Here is a 20,876-nt window from a genome sequence, read left to right as displayed (position 1 = left end):
AAACGCCAGTTATTAATTGAAATTCAGCTTATAGCACAACAGGAATACAAATATGTATGAAGTTAACCGCAGTGTATTTTTGCTTGTACCGCTTGATCCTTTTTGGATATGGCTGCAAAATCTGCCGAATATAGATCTGGATGAATTGTCACTTGAAATATTACAGCAGGACGCAAATGCTTATCTGACTTCTGCCTGTGAAGATATAGATGACTTGTGGGTGGAAATAGAAGAACGTTATCAGGATATCTTTGCTGCAGAGCTGGCGGACTGGTGTGAGGATGAAAATCTCTGGCCAGCCATAAATCTGGAGATATTTAAAAGCTGGTTTGGAATAAAAATTTCCACAGTAGTCACTGATTTAGCACAGGAAGAACTGGCGCGAGAAGCTTTTGTACCAATTACCTTGAATTAAACTAGAGAAATCATTTATTAAAAAAGCCAATGTTATGCATCGGCTTTTTTGCATTGCCTGACTGTTCTCAGCCCTTATTCTGTTGTATTGAAAAATCCTTTTGCTTATCTGTTAAACTATATTCTCTTACCAATACTTTAATCCTAATAACATGATTTAAAATATCACACCTAATGTATACCCAAAATTTCAAAACGGTTTGTCCACCGTATAGATTCGGAATTTATCCATATGCAGTACAGTAGTAAGTCGATATCGCGTCGACATTTGCTTCTAGCAGGCAGTGCAGCGGTATTTGGAGCAACTCTACCTCGCTTTGCTATGGCTGGTGCACAACGCGAGGAAACTCTTTCTGATGATGTGGCTTCTGTAATGCGGAATGCGGTCAGCAATGCTAATCCCCCACGGCTTATATTTGCTTCTGCAGCAGAGGCAAATCGTTGGTTAAACGCGATGTCAACAAGACTGACGCCATATGTTCCAGATGATTATGCGCGCAAACGTTTACTGACTAATATTCAATACGAATCCATGCGCGCCGGTCTGGATACGCAGGTAATACTCGGTCTGATAGAAGTAGAAAGCCGTTTCCGACAATATGCAATTTCCGGCGTTGGCGCACGCGGTTTAATGCAGGTTATGCCATTCTGGGTCAGACAGATTGGGCGGCCGGAACATAACTTATTCGATATTCGCACTAACTTACGCTATGGTTGTACCATTCTGCGATATTATCGCAATCGTGAGAATGGTAATATGGCTCGCGCACTTGCGCGGTATAATGGTAGTTTAGGCCGGACTACTTATTCAAATGCGGTTATCAGCGCTTGGCAGCGGCACTGGCAATGGGCGTGAACCCATTCTGCAATAGCACAGATTTACTTTTAACATGGGTTGTCCTGCAAGACAGCCTGCACTTATTATTAGGAAACCACCATGTCTGTTAATAAAGTCATCCTGGTTGGCCGTTTGGGTCGAGACCCTGAAACGCGTTATATGCCTAGTGGCGATGCCGTAACCAACTTTTCCATTGCTACTGATGAACAGTGGCGTGACCGTAATGGCGAGCGCCAGACCCGAACCGAATGGCACAATATCACGCTGTTTGGCAAACTGGGCGAAATTGCCAGCCAGTATCTGCGCAAGGGAAGTCAGGTATTTATCGAAGGCCGAATCCAGAGCCGTAAATATAGTGGTAAGGATGGAATCGAACGAACGGCTTATGACATCATCGGAAGTGAAATGAAAATGCTGGGTAGCCGCAATGATACAGGCGCTGCAAGTGGCAGCTATGATCAGATGGGCGGCGGAGCTGATTACGCTCAGGGTGGTAATTTTAGTCAGGCTGGCTATGATGCTGCACCTGCCGCCTCTAGCCCACCACCGGCTGCTCCACGTCGTCAGGCTCCACGTCCAGCACCTGCACCGGCACCAATAGATGATATTGATGATGATATCCCATTTTAATCTTGATTTTTTTGTTGCCTCTTATCTGAATCAGCAATTTGAAATTTCAAATCTATGAAGATTTTGCCTTTTGGATGAATTGTCCAAAAGGCATTTCGTTTAACCACAGCTGAAAATGATATTTATAAATTAAATACGGTTGATAAATTGTATATTTAAGCTATAAATTATTGATATTTGTATTGTAAATACAAATTTTGCACTATTCGATATTAGCTAATAGTAGAGAAATTATCCTAACAATTATAAAACATTATAATAAATGAATATTTTTTTACTCTCAAACCAAATTGACGATAAATTATTCAATAAATATAGCGAGTATTATTGGTAGCGAATTTTTGGGATTTTGTACTGAGTAGTGCAAATTTCTATATAAAAATTTTTATTTTCTTAATCATTTTATTCATGCCTGTTAATGTAAATTTAATCCTATGTATCAATTTGTTTTAACCAGCAGTGTATTGTACTGATTCACTTCAGCCAAGAAATTCAAAGAGCAAGAGAAACAGTAAGTATTTGGGAGTATTAGTCTAAGATAATTAAGTTGAAGTTTGCCTATGTGGGTTTAATTTTTGCTTAAATATGTGTCAGAAATAACTAAATTAAGTTTAAATACTAATGTGAGCTCGATGACTATGATGTGCAGGCTGCCTTGGTTGTAACCATTGCTATTTTTTATACTGGTCTGCTAAAATAGCATACATGGAACAGCGCAAGCCGCCAGAATCGGGCGGCTTGCTTTTTGTTATTAATACGAAATACCGCAAGTGTATTTAGCTGTGGTATCTTGGAGAAATATGATGCAAAAAATTCCGTTGACCATATTGGGCGCTGATTTGCTGAAACAGGAACTACAAGAACTGAAGAGCGTGGCTCGTCCGGCGGTAATTGAAGCGATTGCTGAAGCTCGTTCGCATGGGGATTTGTCCGAAAATGCAGAATATGAAGCGGCCAAGGAAAAACAGGGTTTTATTGAAGGTCGTATTGCAGAAATTGAGCACAAGTTGTCTCTAGCACATATTATCGACCCGAAAGAAACCAATGCCGATGGTAAGGTGGTATTCGGTGCTACTGTGAAAATGCAGGATCTGGAAACTGAGGAAGTGGTGAGTTATCAGATTGTTGGAGAAGATGAAGCCGATATCAAACAGGCTAAGATTTTTGTTGGTTCGCCGATAGCACGTGCACTCATTGGTAAGGAAGAAGGCGATGTGGCTGAAGTTCAGGCACCGGGTGGGGTGCGTGAATACGAAATTCTGGAAGTTTTCTATATTTAATCAGCCTGCTAAGCGCTGATTTTTTCTTCCGGTTAAATGCCGCCGCTCAAATAACTAAGCGATTCATAGAATGAATCGCTTTTTGTTTATTCATTTTTTTCGGTTTTGCGTCGATATAACACCAGCTGTTTGCCTATATGTTGTATCAGTTCAGCGCCTGTTGCAGAGCACAAAGCTTCGGCAATAGCGATGCGTGCTGTGCGGTCGTCACCTGCCACTTGTACTTTAATCAGTTCGTGTGCATCCAGATTGCGGCTGGTTTCTGTGATGATTTCTTCTGTTAATCCGTTCTGGCCAATCAGTACCACTGCATGTAGCTGATGTGCACGCGCTTTCAATGCCATTTTATCTTTGCTGTTTAATTTGTCAGTTGCCATTTAAGTTTCCATATCGCTGTATCGGCTAATTGGTTGAGCAGATACACAGGTTAAGTTCAGATTGAGCTATTCTAATTGAGGCGGACAAATTTTTATAGTTAATATCTATCTCTTTCTATGAAAAAAGGATAATGTAGGTCTGTCCTGATTTGCAATGGGTAATTGGTAAAACATGGGTTTTTTGTAAGATTAAAGAATTTGTTATTTATATAATTTGAGGCTGGCTGATGTAGCCTACATGTTTTTAATTGTGCTTAATTTCGCGGTTTTACACGGGCTAAGCTCTGTATTCTGTTGCGATTTCACGATACAATGATGGAGTTTTTTCAAGAATTTGTATCATGGGTGTTCGTTCTAAATCTTCCAGTGCATGGCTCAATGAGCATGTAAATGATCATTATGTTCATCTGGCACAAAAAGAGGGCTATCGAGCTCGTGCAGCCTATAAGTTGCTGGAAATCAATGAAAAAGATCATCTGATAAAGTCTGGTGCGGTAGTGGCTGACCTTGGCAGTGCGCCAGGTAGCTGGTCGCAGGTTGCCGTGAAGCTGGCTGGGAAGCAGGGCAAGGTTTTTGCGTTGGATATTCTGCCCATGGAACCGGTGGCTGGGGTGGAATTTATTCAAGGTGATTTCCGGAATAATGATGTTCTGCAGCAGTTTGAAAGTTTGCTAGCCGGCTGTGCGTTAGATCTTGTAATTTGTGATATGGCACCCAATATGTCAGGCAATAACATTACTGATCAGGCACGCAGTTTGTATCTTGCTGAGCTGGGTCTGGAGTTTGCGCAGGCACATCTGAAACAAAATGGAGATTTCCTAGTGAAGGTGTTTCAGGGCAGTGGTTTGCAAGAGTTTCAGCGGCTAATGAAAAACAGCTTTGCACAGGTTATGATTCGTAAGCCTAAAGCTTCACGAGACCGCTCTAGTGAGATTTATCTGCTTGGCCGCGGTAAAAAACAGTTGTGACGGCCTGTGCCTGTGTAGGTTTGGGTCAGATTCACTATTCTAAACAACAATTATTTAACCTCCTTAGGAGTTTGTGACAGTGCGGAATACCGTAAAGAATCTTTTGGTCTGGCTGGTGCTGGCGCTTGTGCTTATGGCCGCATTCAATGCCATCACTGAGAAAAAAGAGAGTAAACATCAGATTGAATACTCTCAATTTATTCAGCAGGTTAACAAGGGTGAGATTGCTAGCGTAAATATTGAAGGTTCGGTGATTAATGGCTTCCAAGTTAAAGGCTTGCGCAATGATAAATCAGCCTTTACGACTAATGCGCCGACTCCGCTGGAAACTAATTTTGTTAGTAATCTGATGGCGAAAAATATTCGTGTCAATGTGATTCCGGAAGAAAAACCGGGATTTCTGACTAATCTATTTTTCAGTCTTTTGCCAGTATTGCTGCTGATCGGGGTATGGTTCTATTTTATGCGCTCTATGCAGGGTGGCGGCGGCGGAAAAGGCGGTGCCTTTTCTTTCGGTAAAAGCCGTGCCCGTTTACTGGATAAAGAAGCCAATAAAATTACCTTTGCCGATGTGGCCGGGTGTGATGAGGCCAAAGAAGAAGTTCAGGAAATTGTGGATTATCTGCGTGCACCGCAACGCTATCAGACGCTGGGTGGCCGTGTGCCCCGTGGTATTCTGATGTGTGGTAGTCCTGGTACTGGTAAAACTTTGCTGGCTAAGGCAATTGCCGGAGAGGCTCAGGTACCTTTTTTCAGTATTTCCGGTTCTGATTTTGTAGAAATGTTTGTTGGTGTGGGTGCTTCACGTGTGCGCGATATGTTCGAACAGGCAAAGAAAAATGCTCCGTGTATTATTTTCATCGATGAAATTGATGCAGTCGGCCGCCAGCGCGGTGCTGGTCTAGGTGGTGGTAATGATGAACGTGAGCAGACATTAAATCAGCTGCTAGTAGAAATGGATGGTTTTGAAAGCAATACAACCGTTATTGTGATTGCTGCTACTAACCGTCCGGATGTGCTGGATCCGGCACTGATGCGTCCTGGTCGCTTTGACCGTCAGGTTGTGGTTCCTTTGCCTGATATTCGTGGCCGTGAACAGATTCTAAAAGTGCATGCTAATAAAGTACCGCTGGATCAATCAGTGGATCTACCGGTTCTGGCACGTGGTACGCCTGGATTTTCCGGTGCTGATCTGGCCAATTTGGTGAATGAGGCTGCGCTGTTTGCTGGTCGTCGCAACAAAACTAAAGTAGACATGAGCGACTTTGAGGATGCTAAAGATAAAATTTATATGGGACCGGAACGTCGCTCTATGGTGATGCATGAGGACGAGAAAAAAGCTACTGCTTACCATGAATCCGGTCATGCAGTGGTTGCAGAAACGCTGGACTATACTGACCCTGTGCATAAAGTAACGATTATGCCGCGCGGTCGTGCATTAGGTCTGACTTGGCAGTTGCCGGAACGTGACCGTATCAGTATGTATGAAGACCAGATGTTGAATCAGATTTCCATTCTGTTTGGTGGTCGTATCGCGGAGCAGCTGTTTATTGGTCGCGTGTCTACCGGTGCTTCTAACGACTTCGAACGGGCGACTCAGATTGCGCGAGAAATGGTGACGCGTTATGGGATGTCGAAGAAGATGGGGCCGGTGGTTTATGGTGAAAATGAGAATGAAGTATTCCTTGGCCGTTCCGTAACGCAGTCGAAAAATATTTCTGAAAAAACCATGCAGGAAGTGGATGCTGAAGTGCGGCGTATTCTTGATGAGCAATATGAAGTTGCTTATAAGATTTTGGATGAAAACCGTGACAAGATGCATACCATGGCTAAAGCTCTGATTGAGTGGGAAACCATTGATCGTGATCAGGTACTGGAAATTATGGCTGGTAAGCAGCCCAGTCCACCAAAGGACTACAGCGATAATGTTGTAAAAGAAGCTGAAACCGAGCAGCCTGTAGCAGAAGCTTCAGCTAGTGAAAATGCGCATGTACCGGCGGACACAGCTGATGCTGGCTCGAAAGCGCCTGAACCAGAGCAGAAGTCAGAGCAATAATATATTTGTTTTTCAACGGCAGCCAAAGCTGCCGTTTTTTACATCTGTAAGTAGTATTGTTTACCATTTTTCATAGTATGAGATTTGGTTATTTTTCCAATATTTAGCCTTGTGAATGATGATGTTATGAGCTGGTAATAAAAGCTAATTGAGCGAAATACGAAAATTCGTCTAGGTGATAAGTATATGTAATTTAATTTATATTCACAGGCTATTGATAGGCTTCTGGTCTTTGGGTAAGAATGAATTGCCTTTTTTCAGTATGAGAAGGACACTAAGTACAAAAGTTTGATGTACCGGCAATGATGCTTAGCTGTATTAGTAAGAAAATAATTAAGGTGTAGTGTTATTAATTAGTGCAGAAAGATAGTAATTAGTTATGAATAATTTGAAGCATGCTTACTGGCAGTGTGGCCGATTTCAAATAGATTTGAAGCAGCCAAAAATCATGGGGATTGTTAATTTAACGCCGGACTCTTTTTCTGATGGTGGTCGTTACAATACTTCACTGACCGTGGCTCTGAATCATGCGGAACAATTACTGAAAGACGGGGCAGATATTTTAGATGTTGGCGGCGAAAGCTCGCGTCCGGGTTCTGATTATGTTTCCCCGGAGGAAGAATGGGCTCGGATTGAACCACTATTGCGTGAATTAAGAAGATGGAATGTGCCGGTAACGGTGGATACACGGCGGGCATGGGTGATGCGCCGATTACTCGAAGCACAACTGGCTGATGGTATCAATGATATTCAGGCACTTGAAGATGCTGATGCGGTGACGGTGCTGTCTCAGCAGCCGGATGTGGGTGTGTGTTTGATGCATATGCAGGGAAAACCGGAAAATATGCAGCATAATCCGGTATATGAAGATGTGGTGGCCGAAGTGGGAAGTTATCTACACCGACGAGTGCAAGTATGTGAACAGGCAGGAATTAGCCGTGAGCGGATGACGATAGATCCTGGCTTTGGTTTTGGTAAAACGCTGGAGCATAATATTGCTTTGATGCAGCATTTTGCTACATGGCAGGAAATGAGCGGCTGTCCGGCTTTGATTGGTGTATCGCGTAAAACGATGATTGGTCTGCTGACGGCTGAAAGCGAGCCGCAACAGCGAGTAGCAGGCAGTGTAGTGGCTGCGGTAGCCGCAGTGGCACGCGGAGCAGCTATTGTGAGAGTCCATGATGTGCGCGAAACAAGGCAGGGTTTACAGATATGGTCTGCCTTGGGCTTTGGTGTTTAGTTTAGCCACTTTAATCAATATGGTTCCGCTTTTATGTTTTGTTAAAACATTTGGGTAATGAATAAGCGTAGGTTTGGCAGAAAATGGTTTTTTATGCTGGCATTTGGTACGCAAGATTTCCTGAACCAATCTACAGAATAAGTATTCTGCACATTTGTAAGGCGAATATTGATTGGGTAAATAGTATGCTGTAGATAAAATGGCTTGTTTTTGAGGTTTCAAATACCATTTTATTTACTGACTGAACAGGCGTGCCTGTTCTACAATAACAATTTTGTTTTATTTGGTCGGAGCAGGTAATGGCAAAGAAATATTTCGGTACGGACGGGGTGCGAGGTGAGGTTGGTAAGTTTCCGATTACGCCTGAATTTGTACTGAAATTGGCTTATGCGGCAGGTCATGTGCTGGTGCAGCATGGAACGGATCATCAACCCACTGTACTGATTGGTAAGGATACCCGTATCTCTGGCTATATGCTCGAGGCTGCGATGGAGGCTGGTTTTACTGCAGCTGGTGTTAATGTACTGCTTACCGGACCTTTGCCTACCCCAGGTGTAGCATATCTGACTCGTGCTTTACGTCTGGATTGTGGGGTGATGATTTCAGCTTCGCACAATCCTTACCATGATAATGGTATTAAATTTTTTGCAGAGGGCGGAATAAAGCTGAGCGATCATCTGGAGCTGGAGATTGAAGCTGAGTTGGAAAAACCGATGCAGACAGTGCCATCCAGCCAGCTTGGCCGTGCGCGGCGTATTAATGGCGCTGTTGATCGTTATATTGAATTTTGTAAGTCCACTTTTCCAAGCCATCTTAATCTGCGCGGCCTTAAGTTGGTGATTGATACTGCCAATGGTGCTGCTTATGATGTGGCGCCGAAAGTTTTCCATGAATTGGGTGCCGATGTGGTGTGCATCGGTGATAAACCGGATGGTTATAATATTAATCAGAAAATCGGCGCTACTTATACAAAATCACTTCAGGCAGCTGTATTGCAAAACGAAGCAGATTATGGTGTTGCGCTGGATGGAGATGGTGATCGTCTGATGATGGTGGATAGAACCGGCAAAGTCTACGATGGTGATGCGCTAATCTATGTTATTGCCAAGGCACGTGCGGCTTCTGGTTGTTTGCATGGCGGAGTGGTGGGTACCGCAATGACGAATCTGGCGATGGAGCAGGCATTTAGTAAGCAAGGAATAGATTTTGTCCGTGCTAAAGTGGGTGACCGATATGTTCTGGAGCAGCTGCATCAGCATCGATGGTGGCTAGGTGGAGAAGCCTCAGGCCATATCGTTTGTCTGGATAAACATAACACTGGTGATGGCATTATTGCAGCTTTACAGGTCTTTGCAGCCATGCAGGAATTGGAGCTGGATTTGGCCAGTATACTGACGGATTGGCAGCCTTTTCCGCAAACGATGATTAATGTGCATATTGAGCCTGGGCAGGACTGGCAGAGTGTGGCTAATCCCGTGGCAGATGAGGTATCAGTAGAATTGGGTGAAGATGGCCGGGTAGTTCTGCGTCCTTCAGGTACGGAACCGGTGGTGCGGGTAATGGTTGAAGCACGCCAGAATGAAGTTGCGCGGCAGGCTGCAGAAAAAATTGCTGCTGCGATTGAAGCAGGTGCGGCTGACAGAATCTGTCCGGCCGGATAGAAGGAAGAACGGACATTTTATGTTTGCTTTGCTGGAAGCTTTTTTTACTGAGTATGGCTATGCTGCGGTCTTTCTGGTGCTGGTAGCCTGTGGCTTCGGTGTGCCGGTACCGGAAGATCTAACGCTGGTTGCCGGAGGGGTAATCGCAGGACTAGGCCATGCACACGTCCACACAATGTTTTTGGTGGGTATGGCTGGTGTGCTGGTGGGCGACGGCTTGATGTTTACAGCCGGACGGGTGTTTGGCCATCGTATTCTGAAATTCCGTTTCGTACAGCGGGTGATGACACCAAAGCGTTATGCTCAGGTACAGGATAAGTTTGATAAATATGGTAGTCGAGTGCTGTTTTTTGCCCGTTTTCTGCCCGGATTGCGCACGCCGATTTATATCACTGCAGGTGTCAGTGGTAAGGTGTCGATTCTGAAATTTTTACTGATGGATGGTCTGGCAGCGATGATTTCAGTACCGGTATGGGTATATTTAGGTGAATATGGTGCGGAGAATATTGATTGGCTAATGCATAAAGTACATCAGTTTCAGGCTGTGGTATATTTGCTTATTGCTGTAGGTGTGCTGGCTTTGATGTATTACTGGTGGAAAAAACGACAGCGTATTCAATTCTTTAAACGTAAAATTGCTGAAATTCGTGAACGTAGGCGCACGCGTAAACAGCAGCGTCAAGACTTGAAATAAGTTTGATAGTATAAAAAAGACAGTTTGCGAACTGTCTTTTTTATTGGTTGCAGCTGAATGATTTATTTGTTTTGACCGATTTTGCTCTCACGACCGCTAAACAGATTTTTTATGTTGCTTTTGTGACGGTAGAGTACAAGTAAATCAATCACCACTACTGCATATACCCAGCTGGTGTGTGGTATCAGCCACCAAGCGATAAAAGGGCTAATCAGGGTAGCGATTAGCGCAGCCAGTGAAGAAACTTTGAAACCAAAGGCCATAATGAGCCATACACCGGCACAGAGTAAGGCAGTAGGCCATGATAGAGCAAGAAGTATACCCAATGCTGTGGCCACGCCCTTGCCACCTTTGAATTTGAAAAATACTGGCCACATATGGCCGAGTAGAACTGCAATAGCTGTGATAGCGATGGTATTGTTACTTAATTGCCATGCTGTCTGGAAATGGATGGCCAGCCACACAGCCAGCCATCCTTTCAGTGCATCTCCAAGCAAGGTCAGGGCAGCGGCACTTTTTCTGCCACTGCGCAAGACATTGGTGGCTCCAGGGTTGCCGGAACCGTAGCTGTGCGGGTCAGGCATGCCCATGCAACGCGACACAATCACGGCAAAAGACAGGGAACCGAGCAAATAAGCTCCGATAATCGCAAAGTAATTGGCCATAAAATGGTTTCTTTAGTCTACAATCTGAGGGTTTGCATTTTAGCTCAGAGGGTTGTACATGGATACTATCTTTTTACATGGCATGACTGCGCAGACGCTGATTGGGGTTTATCAGTGGGAGCGCCAGCAGCGACAGACGTTGCTGTTGGATCTGGATATCGGTACTGATTTCCGTCAGGCTGCACAAAGCGATAATATTGACGATACAATTCATTACGCCAAAGTGGTAGAAAATTTGCGCGAAGCACTGGCTGAAGAGGAGTTTCTATTGCTGGAAGCGCTGGCTGAATATGTAGCGCAATTTATACTGACGCGATTTGGTGCCTTGTGGGTACGAGTTAAAGTGATAAAACCGGGTATTTTGGCTGGTGTTAAAGAGGTTGGTGTATTAATTGAGCGCTCGCGTCTGGCGGTCTGAACGGGCAGAACCCAGTGGTAGGTGTTGTTGAGGAAAAGATATGTCTGCTCTGATATGGACTGTAGCAAAGATGAAGGCATGGGAAGATGAACAAAACCGAACTGGTCTGAGCTATGCCCGAATGATGGAACATGCTGGCAGTCGCGCTGCTGCTGATTTGATGAACCGTTTTTCTTATCCTCAGCATACGCTGGTACTTTGTGGTAGAGGTAATAATGCAGGTGATGGTCTGGTGCTGGCTCGTATATTGTCCGAACACCACTGGCCGGTGACAATTATGTGGTTGCAAGGGCAGCAATTGTCACCTCTGGCAGAGGTAAATAGGGCTCGATTGCCTGCAGCGGTGGTTTATGCCGAGCTTATGCAGTTAAACAAAGTGTTGCCAGAAATGCAGCTGATAGTGGACGCGGTGTATGGAACTGGATTCAGAGGTGAGCTGCCTGAGGTGGTAAGGCAGTGTTTTGCTACTGTGGCGCAAGCCAGTGTATTCAGGGTGACACTGGATATACCCAGTGGTGTGGCCGGAGATGGGGATAAAGTAGCTGCTGGCAGTTTTCAGGCACAACTGACTTATGCTTTTCAGGCATTAAAACCGGCTCACTGCTTGGCACAGGCAGTGCCTTTATGTGGTGAGATACAGTGCATTGACTTATCTGACTGATGCCACTGGCCTGCTGCTGCACCATGCCTGATAACATTGCGCCATGTGCAGTAACATAGCTGCGGTGGCTCCCCATATATGCCGTTGTTGATGGTGTAAATGATAAACTGGAAACCAAAGTTGTTGGTATTGAAAAGTGCTTTGCTGATACAGACTACTATCCAGAACAATGGACAGGGGCACAGCAAATATGTCACTAACTTCAGCCTGATTGGCTTGCCAATGTAATTGTGCTTTACTCCAGGCCAGTACTGGCACGACTTTGAATCTGCTGGGTAGATAACAAGGTGGTAGTGTGCCCGCCAGATGCCACTGGCTGGAATTCAATCCGATTTCTTCTTTACTTTCGCGCAGTGCGGCGCAGATTGGGGTTTCATTAGCTTCCAGTTGTCCACCAGGAAAAGCAATTTGTCCGCTATGCTGCCGCAACTGCTGACTGCGCTGACTGAGCCAGATTTGTGGCGTGCCTTGGTTCCAGTCGAAGGGCATGAGCACTGCAGCTTGTCGATAGGTAACAGATAACTGACGCAAGGATTGCTGGGGTTGGTTTAGTAGAGTATGCGCAGATGTATGATTACTGGCGTAATGCAAGAATTGGTTGAGGCTGTCTGTTGTGGGAAACATAATATTGGCTAGTATGTGTATTTATATAATATATATATGTTTTGTGCTTAAATAGCCAGAAGCGATGCAGATAAGCAATGGATAAAGCGAAATGATCAAATTAAATTTGATTGTAGCTTTGAATAATTTAGTTGGATCCAGAAGGCTTTAACTATAACATGTTAATATATTAGATAAATATGAGCATGAATTAAACGCATCAGGAAGTTTGCATTATATGTGGCAGTATGATGTACGTTAGGCAGCTCAGAAATTACGCAATGAAAAAAGTTAAAACATGTTTACAAACGTCGTGATTTGCCCTGAGAACTGAATGAATTTTAACAGTTAAAATGATTTATTATTCAGTAAAAGCAAACCCTAGCTGCAGTTGCTTTTATTAATTCTGGCAACATTAGCTTTGCTACGGGTAAACGAGTGCTTGCTGATGGCTTCAACTCGCTATAATGTACGCGAATATTGGGCTTCGGTGCGTTTTTGTCGCAGGTAGTAGTCAAATATCATGGCGATGTTGCGTATCAGCAGACGTCCTTTGGGGGTAACTTGAAGTTGCTCATCGGTGAGGTTGAGCAGGCCTAATTGCGAAAGTTTCTGTAAATCAGTCTGTTCAGCTGCGAAATAGGTTTGAAAAGGCTGCTGCATGGCTTCGCGGTAATCTTGAAAACTGAGCTGGAAGCGACACATTAAATCCTGTATGACTTGCCGGCGCAGAATATCATCAGCGTTGAGCTGGTATCCACGCATTACCGGTAGGCGGTCTTCATCTAGTGCTTGATAGTAGGCTGTGAGTTCTTTTTCATTCTGGCTATAAATGTTGGCAATTTTGCTAATGCTGGACACCCCTATAGCAATTAAATCACAATCAGCATGCGTAGAATACCCTTGAAAATTGCGTTGTAGACGTCCCTCTGACAGAGCGATGGCTAGTTCGTCGGTTGGTCTGGCAAAATGATCCATACCGATAAAAATGTAGCCTTGTTCCAGCAGGTACTGAACGGTGTTTTGCAGAATATCCAGTTTGACTCTGCTGTCTGGTACAGCGTTGGTATCTATGCGTCGTTGTGGTTTAAACAGATGTGGCAGGTGGGCATAGTGATACATGGCGATACGATCCGGCATTAGTTCCAGCACGTGTTTGAGTGTACAGTGCATAGATGCTTCTGTCTGATGCGGTAGGCCGTAGATTAAGTCCACGCTGACTGAGTGAAAGCCATTACAGCGCGCGGCTTCGATGACGTCCCGAGTTTCGGCTTCGCTCTGAATGCGGTTAACCGCTTGCTGTACGGCTGGATTGAAATCCTGAATACCGACGCTCATGCGGTTAAAACCAAGTTTGCCCAGATGGGCAACGGTATCAGCGGTAACTTTACGTGGGTCTATCTCGATTGAATATTCGCCGTCTGTTGTGAGAGTGAAGTAGCGGCTGATGCTGGCAAAGATGTGGCTTAGCTGCTCGTTATTGAGGAAGGTGGGCGTACCTCCGCCGAAATGCAGTTGTGCCAGTAAAGGCTTACCCCGCCAATTCTGAGCCAGTAAAGCCAGCTCTTTGTCTAGATACTGAATATAGAGATCAGCACGGCTAGTATCTTTGGTGATGATTTTATTGCAGCCGCAGTAATAGCATATGGTATTGCAGAACGGAACGTGTACGTACAGCGATACAGGCTGTATGCCGATGTTTTGTTGTAAGGTAGACTTCAATTGGTCTGCGGTAAAGCTGGTGTTAAAGCGGTCTGCTGTGGGGTAGGATGTGTAGCGTGGGCCGGATGAGGGTAGGGATGCGATGAGGTTGCGGTCAAATTCGATGTTGAAGCGTCGTGTGTTCATATGTTGGTAGTGATTATTCTGTCTTGCAAGCTCGGTGGAAATAGATAAGAGTGATAATTATTTGTGGTAGAATAAGCACATGCGCGAGTAAAGTAAAGCATTGGCTACATATCAGGTCTATTCTGCATTAGAACAGGGTCTGATGCAAATTTCAATTGATTATGTCAGTATAGTGAATGATTGTTTTAAATAATTTTGATTTGTGTCAATGTGTTGTTATAGATGTTCTTTCTCAGAAAATAACCGGTATTTAATAAATTAATTATGATCAGATTGCATAAACAGGGCGAAATAGTTCAAAAACTGTGTGAGAAATGTTCTTTGCATATTCTTTGTATGCCGGTGATGCTGAAAGAACGTGAACTCACTGATCTTGGAGCAATTATTCGCCAGAGCCGTCGCCTGAAAAAAGGTGAATATCTGTTTCGTGCCGGTGAACCTTTCACAGCAATTTTTGCTGTGCGTACTGGCTTTTTTAAAACGATAGTCAATAGTCAGGATGGTCGGGATCAGGTAACTGGTTTTTTTATGTCTGGTGAATTGCTCGGTCTGGATGGTATTTGTAACAACAATCATGGCTGTGATGCGGTGGCGCTGGAAGATAGTGAGGTGTGTGAGCTGCCGTTTAATAACATGGAGGATGCCGGTAGTTTGTTGCCTTCATTGCAGATACATTTTTATCGGTTGATGAGTCAGGAAATTCTCCGCACACAGGAATTGATGCTAATGCTGGGCAATATGCGTGCAGAAGAACGTTTGGCCGGCTTTTTGGTTAATTTGTCGCATCGCTTGAGTTACCGTGGATTTGCCGCCAATGATTTTATTTTGCGGATGTCACGTGAAGAAATTGGCAGCTATCTGGGACTAAAGCTGGAAACGGTAAGTCGTACTTTGTCGAAATTCCAGCAAGAAGGCTGGATTAAAGTGGAGCATAAACATATTCAGCTGTTGCAGCCGTGGATGTTGCAGGAGATGGTTATGCATTGTCAGAAGGCAGTTGGATAAATTTTCAAGCTGAGTAAAAAACAAGGCTGTAGCTCTAAGATGGCTACAGCCTTTTGCTTTAAATGCTTGATCTGTGCAGGAAGAACGTGAAAATCTGGGCTTAGGCAAAAGTAGCCATGGCGGCCAGTTTGATTGTGTCCTTACCATAAATGTTGGCGTTGAAATGGCGCATCCAACGAATCTTACGCAGGCTTTTGGCTACTGTCTGAAACACCTCTTGTGGCTGTTGTTGTAGAATACTGTCCCACAATGCTTTTGCCTGTTCGGCAACGCCAAAATCCTGCATTAAACGAGCTCCGGAATGTAGATAGCATAACCAATCGCGTGCATGGCAGTGTGGCAAAGTCATTACAGACAATGGATCGTCTTCAAAATCTATAAAGCCAATGCTGTTATGGTTGATATAAATCATGTTGCGGGCAAAGGTTTCACTTAGATATTGGTTGCGCCTGTGAACATCTTCTATCGCGTTAAGGCCAAGTTGCCAGCGTTGCAGCAGGATTTCAGGCTCGGATTTTTGCTTTTTCCACTCTTTTTCCAGATTGTGTTCGCCCATGTGGCTAATCATCAAAGCATCAGGCTGCTGAGCCAAAATAGCCGGTACCTGTACACCAGCTGTGCTAAGTGTTTGCAGGCGGGTTGCTTCGGTTTGCAATGAGGATATACCACCCAGATTGGGTACGGGTAGTAGAATATCTATTCCACTGATTTTCTGAACAATTTTTAATAAGCGATAGCGCCATATACTGTTGCGTGCCCCTGCCTGCCGAACCCAAACTTTTTCTCCGTTTGCCAGTGTATGGCTTTGCATCAGACCGGTTTGTATGCGAAGGCATTGTTCTAGAGCGTGTTGATAAAAGGCATGAGTATCGGAAACGGACATGTAATTTACTGCTGAATTTTAAAACTGGGAATTGATTGTACTATAGTTGGATTGGTTACTCTTTAATTTAAGGTAATAAATCTTTTAGACGGTAATAAGCAACGCCCAGCCATTGTGAAGGTAGGCGCAGCAGCGTACCACCCGGAAAGTTTCGATGCGGGATGGTTTCAAACAGGCGCAGGCGGCTGTCATCTCCGCTGATGGCTTCGGCAATTATCTGCCCACCTAGCCCGGCAGCAGCCACGCCGTGACCGGAAAATCCTTGTAAAAAATAAAGTTGTGGATTGAGGCGGCCGAAATGAGGAGCTCGATTCATGCTAATGTCTACCTGTCCGCCCCAAGCATATTCTATTCGTACATCATTCAGCTGTGGAAACACTTTCAGCATATCGCTGCGCATGCTACGAGTAAGCTGTTTTTGAGCAGGTTCTCGGCCAGAATAATTAACCTTGCCACCGAAAAGTAATCGGTTGTCGGCACTGAGGCGGAAATAATCCAGTACAAAGCGAGTATCGCATACGGCCATGTTGTTGCGGATAAGCTGCGGCGCTTGTTCACCTAGTGGTTCGGTGGCAATCATATAGGTGCCTACCGGTAGAATTTTGCTTTCCAGTGTTTGAGTAAGGGGGTGGTGCAGGCTATGGGTAAAGGCGTTAACGGCTAGTACCACGTTTTTGGAAACTATAGAGCCATTCGGTGTGGTAATACGATAGCCGTGTTGCCATGGTTCAAGATTGAGCATGGGTGAATGTTCGAATAATAATGCCCCTGCGCTGGCGGCAGCTTTTGCCAGCCCATGGGTGTAATTAAGCGGATGCAGATGCCCAGCCAGCTGGTCAAAAATAGCCCCACAGTAGCGCTCACTGGCCAATTGCTGTTGCAACTGAGTCTGATTCCAAATTTGATAATCGTGAAACTGGTAGTTTGTGGCTGCTTCCTTTACCCATGCTGTTAAAGCATGCATATGGTGCGGGCGAATGGCAACATGAGCATAGCCGCGCTGCCAGTTGCAATCTATGTTGTATTCCCGTATTTGTTGTTCTACTAGATTGACGGCTTCGCAGCTCCACTTCCATAAGGTCTGTGCATTTTGCTGGCCAAGCATACTGGCTATCTTGCTCATTTCAGCTGCATAGCCATAAATTACCTGACCCCCATTGCGACCGGAAGCTCCGTAGCCAATCTGTGCTGCTTCTATAAGGGCAACGCTGCGATGCTGCTGAGCCAGTGGTAAGGCAGTGCCAATACCGCTGAGGCCTCCACCGATGATGCATGTTTCTACTTCTAAGAGACCTTGTACGCTCGGATATTGTGTGTGTTGGTGCTGGCTGGCCTGATAATAGCTGTGTGCTGGTACGGCTGAAAGGAATGTGTCAGACATGAGTATGGTGGGACTCTGAGTGCAGAAATAAAAAAAGCAGTTATCGTTTGTCTGGATAACTGCTGTGCTGGGATATTATGATTTACTGGCTTCCAGTAGTTGACTCTGGCGATAGGCCTCAGCCATTTCGCGTTCGCGACGTGTATTTTGCCTCATCATGAAGTAGTTGATGCCGATAACCAGTGTGCCGACCAATGCAATGATGATGGTGGCCAGTACGTTCATTTGTGGATCCAGACCCAGTTTGATTTTGGAGAAAATTATCATGGGCAAGGTGGAGGAGCCGGGGCCGGAAAGGAAGGAAGTAATAACCAAATCGTCCAGTGACAGGGTGATGGATAACAGAAAACCTGAAGCGATGGCTGGTGCGATGGATGGCAGGGTAATCAAGAAAAATACTTTTAATGGCCTTGCGCCGAGATCTTTGGCTGCTTCTTCCAGTGACTGGTTCAATTCCGACAGACGTGAGCGGATAATCACTGTTACATAAGCCATGCACAGGGTGGTGTGACCTAGCCAAATAGTAAAAAAGCCGCGTTCGAAATACAGAAAGCTGAAAGCGCTGTTTTGTAACATCATCTGTACCTGAATAATCAGCAACAGCATAGACAGGCCAGTAATGATGTCAGGCATCACCATTGGCGCGGATACCATGCCCGCAAACAGGGTATTGCCTCGGAAACGCTTGATGCGTGAGAGGGCGTAGCCAGCGAGTGTGCCCAGAATAACGGCTGCTGCGGCCGAACACAGGGCTATACGTACTGACAACCATGCGGCATCCAGTATCTGCTCATTTTGTAATAGCTTGCCGTACCACTGGGTAGAAAAGCCACCCCATACGGTGACTAGCCTTGAGTTATTGAAGGAATAGATAATTAGAATAACCAGTGGCATATACAGAAAAGCCAATCCCAAAAACAGCATGCCTCTTAGAAACCAAGACGATGTGTGCTTATGCATGGTTGGCTCCTTCTTCGATTTCACGATTTTCGTAACGGTGGAATAAAGCAATTGGGATAACCAGCAGCATTACCATGATGACGGCTACGGCAGAAGCTAGCGGCCAGTTGTTCTGGTCGAAGAATGCCTGCCATAAAACTTTACCAATCATCAGGTTTTCAGGACCGCCTACCAACTCAGGAATCACAAATTCGCCTACGGCAGGTATAAATACCAGCATGGAGCCGGAAATGATGCCGGCTTTGGATAAGGGCAGGGTGATGGATACAAATGCTTTAATCGGGCCGGCACCTAAGTCTGCGGCTGCTTCGAGCAGGCGGTTATCCAGTTTTACCAACTGGGTGTATAAAGGCAGAATCATGAATGGCAGGTAAGCGTATACCATGACGAGATTCAGGGAAAATGAGTTGTAAAACATGTCTATCGGATGGCTGATCAGTCCCCATTTTATTAAATAGGTATTGATGATGCCGTTATGGCCGAGCAGACTCATCCACGCATACACTCGCAGCAGAAATGAGGTCCAGAATGGCAGCATGATGGTCAGTAACAGACCGTTGCGGATTTTTTCAGGTGCGCGCGCGATGGCGTAAGCAATCGGATAGCCGGCAAGCAGGCAGATTACAGTGGTAGTAAGGGCGGTTTTAATGGATAACCAGTATGTCAGCAGATAGATGTTGTCGCCGCGATTACCGAGCAGCATCTGTCCGAGTGAATGCCAAAAATCGTTGAAGATATCGGCGTAATTCTGATAGCTGACCAATATGTTTACCCGACCCAGTTCGCCGTCGATGTGGTACAGCGGGGTATACGGCGGAATGGCAATATCCTGTTCGGCAAAGCTGATTTTGAGTACGATGAAAAATGGTACCAGAAATAGTACCAGCAGCCAGAGGTAAGGAATGCCTATAACGAGACCCTGTGAAGGACGCAGGCCTTTGAGACGGTTAAACCAGTTCATATTTAAGCTCCTGCGGCTGTTAGTGGGTCAGCGGGCTTGCCTGATTGTCAGGCCAGCTAATGTAAACTTTTTCTTCCCAAGTAGGCATGGGAATGCTGTATTGTTCCCAGTAGGAGGATAAAACTTGGCTTTTGATAATTTTGCCGGATGGTAGTTGGATATGGAAAATACCGAAGCTGCCGAGATAGGCAATTTCTTTCACAATGCCAGCTGTCCAGTTGTATTCCTGCTGCGGTTGTTCGCGATAAATGTTGATGTCTTCGGGGCGAATGGATAACCAGATGTTCTGATCTTCTGGACCACTAATGCCGTGTCCGAGGTAAACCAGCTGTTGCAGGTCGGGGCAATGAATAATGGTGTGGTCGGCACCGTCTTCAGTCACTTTGCCGGCGAGGATGTTGGTTTCACCCATGAATTCAGCAGTAAAACGGCTGTTGGGGTAGTCGTAAATATCGGAAGGCGTGCCGACTTGCTGCAATTGTCCGTCGGACATGATGGCAATGCGTGAGGCCATAGTCATGGCTTCTTCCTGATCATGGGTAACCATAATGCAGGTGGCGCCCACTTTTTCCAAAGTGTTTACTAGTTCGAGCTGGGTTTGCTGACGTAGTTTTTTATCGAGAGCACCCAGCGGTTCGTCCAGAAGCAGTAGTTTTGGGCGTTTGGCCAGACTGCGCGCCAGTGCAACACGCTGCTGCTGGCCGCCGGAAAGCTGATGCGGTTTGCGTTTGGCGTATTTTGTCATTTGCACTAGGCGCAGCATTTCTTCTACCCGTGCACTGATTTCATCTTTCGGTAGCTTATCCTGTTTCAAACCGAATGCGATGTTTTGTTCAACGCTCATGTGTGGAAACAGTGCATAGCTTTGAAACATCATGTTGATGGGGCGGTCGTAGGGCTGCAATTTGGTGATGTCTTCACCATCTAGGATAATCTGTCCCTGTGTGGGTGTTTCCATGCCAGCAAGCATGCGTAACAACGTTGATTTCCCACTGCCGGAGCTGCCAAGCAAAGCGAAGATTTCATTTTTTTTGATGGTAAGGTTGACATGGTCTACAGCGTAGTTGTCGCCATAGGTTTTGACAATGTCTTTAATCTGTAAGTAATGTGCGGGATCGGCACCTGGCTTGGTGGTTGCGTTTTCGCTCATGATATGTGTTACTCCAGAAAAATCGTTCCAGCCAATGCTCGGCATAGGGATGTTTACAGTAATGTGTAAAGAACGGTGCAAAAACGATTCTGCTCCTGCTTTAGGGGAGGCATTGTATGCAAGCATTTTGTGTGGGGCAATGAAATTTAAGTGTTAATACAATTAAATTCTCCACTTAGGGTA

At 45.2% G+C, this 20,876-nt stretch carries 21 protein-coding genes; 12 read left to right on the top strand and 9 right to left on the bottom strand.

What is annotated here, in order from left to right:
• Positions 1–52 precede the first annotated feature (52 nt).
• The 4 genes from J3U75_RS03810 to greA all read left to right on the top strand — a co-directional run bounded on the left by J3U75_RS03810 (position 53) and on the right by greA (position 3,162).
• Positions 53–415 carry a VacJ gene (locus J3U75_RS03810; RefSeq protein ID WP_267390606.1) on the top strand — a complete coding sequence of 121 codons (363 nt, stop codon included), beginning with the start codon at positions 53–55 and terminating at the stop codon, positions 413–415.
• 231 nt (positions 416–646) lie between these two features.
• Positions 647–1,270, top strand: coding sequence for a lytic transglycosylase domain-containing protein (locus tag J3U75_RS03805; protein WP_267390605.1), 624 nt, complete (start codon positions 647–649; stop codon positions 1,268–1,270).
• 81 nt (positions 1,271–1,351) lie between these two features.
• Positions 1,352–1,882 carry a single-stranded DNA-binding protein gene (locus J3U75_RS03800; RefSeq protein WP_267390604.1) on the top strand — a complete coding sequence of 177 codons (531 nt, stop codon included), beginning with the start codon at positions 1,352–1,354 and terminating at the stop codon, positions 1,880–1,882.
• 803 nt (positions 1,883–2,685) lie between these two features.
• Positions 2,686–3,162: a transcription elongation factor GreA gene (greA, locus tag J3U75_RS03795; protein WP_267390775.1), complete on the top strand. Its 477-nt coding sequence runs from the start codon at positions 2,686–2,688 to the stop codon at positions 3,160–3,162.
• 86 nt (positions 3,163–3,248) lie between these two features.
• Here the strand turns inward: greA and yhbY are convergent, their stop codons facing one another.
• Positions 3,249–3,539 (bottom strand): ribosome assembly RNA-binding protein YhbY, encoded by a 291-nt coding sequence (gene yhbY / locus J3U75_RS03790; RefSeq protein WP_267390602.1) that lies wholly within the window; start codon positions 3,537–3,539, stop codon positions 3,249–3,251.
• A gap of 341 nt (positions 3,540–3,880) precedes the next feature.
• Here yhbY and J3U75_RS03785 point away from each other — a divergent pair, with 341 nt between their 5' ends.
• From J3U75_RS03785 to J3U75_RS03765, 5 genes are all read left to right on the top strand, one after another.
• Positions 3,881–4,507 carry an RlmE family RNA methyltransferase gene (locus J3U75_RS03785; protein WP_267390601.1) on the top strand — a complete coding sequence of 209 codons (627 nt, stop codon included), beginning with the start codon at positions 3,881–3,883 and terminating at the stop codon, positions 4,505–4,507.
• Between the two features lie 79 nt (positions 4,508–4,586).
• Complete coding sequence (ftsH, locus tag J3U75_RS03780) at positions 4,587–6,563, top strand: ATP-dependent zinc metalloprotease FtsH (RefSeq protein ID WP_267390600.1); 1,977 nt, start codon at positions 4,587–4,589, stop codon at positions 6,561–6,563.
• A 379-nt stretch (positions 6,564–6,942) separates the two neighbouring features.
• Positions 6,943–7,803 carry a dihydropteroate synthase gene (folP, locus tag J3U75_RS03775; RefSeq protein ID WP_267390599.1) on the top strand — a complete coding sequence of 287 codons (861 nt, stop codon included), beginning with the start codon at positions 6,943–6,945 and terminating at the stop codon, positions 7,801–7,803.
• A 299-nt stretch (positions 7,804–8,102) separates the two neighbouring features.
• Positions 8,103–9,464 carry a phosphoglucosamine mutase gene (glmM, locus tag J3U75_RS03770; protein ID WP_267390597.1) on the top strand — a complete coding sequence of 454 codons (1,362 nt, stop codon included), beginning with the start codon at positions 8,103–8,105 and terminating at the stop codon, positions 9,462–9,464.
• 19 nt (positions 9,465–9,483) lie between these two features.
• Positions 9,484–10,158, top strand: coding sequence for a DedA family protein (locus J3U75_RS03765; RefSeq protein ID WP_267390596.1), 675 nt, complete (start codon positions 9,484–9,486; stop codon positions 10,156–10,158).
• A gap of 62 nt (positions 10,159–10,220) precedes the next feature.
• Here the strand turns inward: J3U75_RS03765 and plsY are convergent, their stop codons facing one another.
• Complete coding sequence (plsY, locus tag J3U75_RS03760) at positions 10,221–10,823, bottom strand: glycerol-3-phosphate 1-O-acyltransferase PlsY (RefSeq protein WP_267390595.1); 603 nt, start codon at positions 10,821–10,823, stop codon at positions 10,221–10,223.
• Between the two features lie 58 nt (positions 10,824–10,881).
• On the opposite strand from plsY, the gene folB reads away from it, so the two are divergent.
• Positions 10,882–11,241: a dihydroneopterin aldolase gene (folB, locus tag J3U75_RS03755; RefSeq protein WP_100151718.1), complete on the top strand. Its 360-nt coding sequence runs from the start codon at positions 10,882–10,884 to the stop codon at positions 11,239–11,241.
• Positions 11,242–11,281: 40 nt separating this feature from the next.
• Positions 11,282–11,902 (top strand): NAD(P)H-hydrate epimerase, encoded by a 621-nt coding sequence (locus J3U75_RS03750; RefSeq protein WP_267390593.1) that lies wholly within the window; start codon positions 11,282–11,284, stop codon positions 11,900–11,902.
• On the opposite strand, the gene J3U75_RS03745 is transcribed toward J3U75_RS03750, so the two are convergent.
• Positions 11,891–12,526 (bottom strand): NUDIX hydrolase, encoded by a 636-nt coding sequence (locus J3U75_RS03745; protein WP_267390591.1) that lies wholly within the window; start codon positions 12,524–12,526, stop codon positions 11,891–11,893. The genes J3U75_RS03750 and J3U75_RS03745 overlap by 12 nt on opposite strands.
• Positions 12,527–12,967: 441 nt before the next feature.
• Entirely contained in the window at positions 12,968–14,353 is a 1,386-nt protein-coding gene (hemN, locus tag J3U75_RS03740) for an oxygen-independent coproporphyrinogen III oxidase (RefSeq protein ID WP_267390590.1), read from the bottom strand.
• A 264-nt stretch (positions 14,354–14,617) separates the two neighbouring features.
• On the opposite strand from hemN, the gene fnr reads away from it, so the two are divergent.
• Positions 14,618–15,358: a fumarate/nitrate reduction transcriptional regulator Fnr gene (gene fnr, locus J3U75_RS03735; RefSeq protein WP_267390589.1), complete on the top strand. Its 741-nt coding sequence runs from the start codon at positions 14,618–14,620 to the stop codon at positions 15,356–15,358.
• 100 nt (positions 15,359–15,458) lie between these two features.
• On the opposite strand, the gene J3U75_RS03730 is transcribed toward fnr, so the two are convergent.
• From J3U75_RS03730 to J3U75_RS03710, 5 genes are all read right to left on the bottom strand, one after another.
• Positions 15,459–16,241 carry a hypothetical protein gene (locus J3U75_RS03730; protein ID WP_267390588.1) on the bottom strand — a complete coding sequence of 261 codons (783 nt, stop codon included), beginning with the start codon at positions 16,239–16,241 and terminating at the stop codon, positions 15,459–15,461.
• A 67-nt stretch (positions 16,242–16,308) separates the two neighbouring features.
• Positions 16,309–17,622 carry an NAD(P)/FAD-dependent oxidoreductase gene (locus J3U75_RS03725; protein ID WP_267390587.1) on the bottom strand — a complete coding sequence of 438 codons (1,314 nt, stop codon included), beginning with the start codon at positions 17,620–17,622 and terminating at the stop codon, positions 16,309–16,311.
• Between the two features lie 75 nt (positions 17,623–17,697).
• Positions 17,698–18,582 (bottom strand): ABC transporter permease subunit, encoded by an 885-nt coding sequence (locus J3U75_RS03720; RefSeq protein ID WP_100151712.1) that lies wholly within the window; start codon positions 18,580–18,582, stop codon positions 17,698–17,700.
• The gene (locus J3U75_RS03715; RefSeq protein WP_267390586.1) at positions 18,575–19,543 is read right to left on the bottom strand and encodes an ABC transporter permease subunit; all 969 of its coding nucleotides are present in this window, start codon (positions 19,541–19,543) and stop codon (positions 18,575–18,577) included. The genes J3U75_RS03720 and J3U75_RS03715 overlap by 8 nt, the downstream gene beginning before the upstream one ends.
• A 19-nt stretch (positions 19,544–19,562) precedes the next feature.
• Entirely contained in the window at positions 19,563–20,693 is a 1,131-nt protein-coding gene (locus J3U75_RS03710; protein WP_100140349.1) for an ABC transporter ATP-binding protein, read from the bottom strand.
• Positions 20,694–20,876: the final 183 nt, after the last annotated feature.

The sequence above is a fragment of the Snodgrassella sp. B3088 genome (assembly GCF_026535815.1).
GTDB classification, from domain to species: Bacteria; Pseudomonadota; Gammaproteobacteria; order Burkholderiales; family Neisseriaceae; genus Snodgrassella; species Snodgrassella alvi_E.
The sequence above is the reverse complement of the archived record's forward strand: the minus strand, read 5'-3'. Positions and strand labels throughout refer to the sequence as shown.

What these genes read in the sequence shown, in the direction of transcription:
- J3U75_RS03810 (WP_267390606.1), top strand. Translation starts at nt 53, where the DNA reads ATGTATGAAGTTAACCGCAGTGTATTTTTGCTTGTACCGCTTGATCCT.
- J3U75_RS03805 (WP_267390605.1), top strand. Translation starts at nt 647, where the DNA reads ATGCAGTACAGTAGTAAGTCGATATCGCGTCGACATTTGCTTCTAGCA.
- J3U75_RS03800 (WP_267390604.1), top strand. Translation starts at nt 1,352, where the DNA reads ATGTCTGTTAATAAAGTCATCCTGGTTGGCCGTTTGGGTCGAGACCCT.
- greA (WP_267390775.1), top strand. Translation starts at nt 2,686, where the DNA reads ATGCAAAAAATTCCGTTGACCATATTGGGCGCTGATTTGCTGAAACAG.
- yhbY (WP_267390602.1), bottom strand. Translation starts at nt 3,539, where the DNA reads ATGGCAACTGACAAATTAAACAGCAAAGATAAAATGGCATTGAAAGCG.
- J3U75_RS03785 (WP_267390601.1), top strand. Translation starts at nt 3,881, where the DNA reads ATGGGTGTTCGTTCTAAATCTTCCAGTGCATGGCTCAATGAGCATGTA.
- folP (WP_267390599.1), top strand. Translation starts at nt 6,943, where the DNA reads ATGAATAATTTGAAGCATGCTTACTGGCAGTGTGGCCGATTTCAAATA.
- glmM (WP_267390597.1), top strand. Translation starts at nt 8,103, where the DNA reads ATGGCAAAGAAATATTTCGGTACGGACGGGGTGCGAGGTGAGGTTGGT.
- J3U75_RS03765 (WP_267390596.1), top strand. Translation starts at nt 9,484, where the DNA reads ATGTTTGCTTTGCTGGAAGCTTTTTTTACTGAGTATGGCTATGCTGCG.
- plsY (WP_267390595.1), bottom strand. Translation starts at nt 10,823, where the DNA reads ATGGCCAATTACTTTGCGATTATCGGAGCTTATTTGCTCGGTTCCCTG.
- folB (WP_100151718.1), top strand. Translation starts at nt 10,882, where the DNA reads ATGGATACTATCTTTTTACATGGCATGACTGCGCAGACGCTGATTGGG.
- J3U75_RS03750 (WP_267390593.1), top strand. Translation starts at nt 11,282, where the DNA reads ATGTCTGCTCTGATATGGACTGTAGCAAAGATGAAGGCATGGGAAGAT.
- J3U75_RS03745 (WP_267390591.1), bottom strand. Translation starts at nt 12,526, where the DNA reads ATGTTTCCCACAACAGACAGCCTCAACCAATTCTTGCATTACGCCAGT.
- hemN (WP_267390590.1), bottom strand. Translation starts at nt 14,353, where the DNA reads ATGAACACACGACGCTTCAACATCGAATTTGACCGCAACCTCATCGCA.
- fnr (WP_267390589.1), top strand. Translation starts at nt 14,618, where the DNA reads ATGATCAGATTGCATAAACAGGGCGAAATAGTTCAAAAACTGTGTGAG.
- J3U75_RS03730 (WP_267390588.1), bottom strand. Translation starts at nt 16,241, where the DNA reads ATGTCCGTTTCCGATACTCATGCCTTTTATCAACACGCTCTAGAACAA.
- J3U75_RS03725 (WP_267390587.1), bottom strand. Translation starts at nt 17,622, where the DNA reads ATGTCTGACACATTCCTTTCAGCCGTACCAGCACACAGCTATTATCAG.
- J3U75_RS03720 (WP_100151712.1), bottom strand. Translation starts at nt 18,582, where the DNA reads ATGCATAAGCACACATCGTCTTGGTTTCTAAGAGGCATGCTGTTTTTG.
- J3U75_RS03715 (WP_267390586.1), bottom strand. Translation starts at nt 19,543, where the DNA reads ATGAACTGGTTTAACCGTCTCAAAGGCCTGCGTCCTTCACAGGGTCTC.
- J3U75_RS03710 (WP_100140349.1), bottom strand. Translation starts at nt 20,693, where the DNA reads ATGAGCGAAAACGCAACCACCAAGCCAGGTGCCGATCCCGCACATTAC.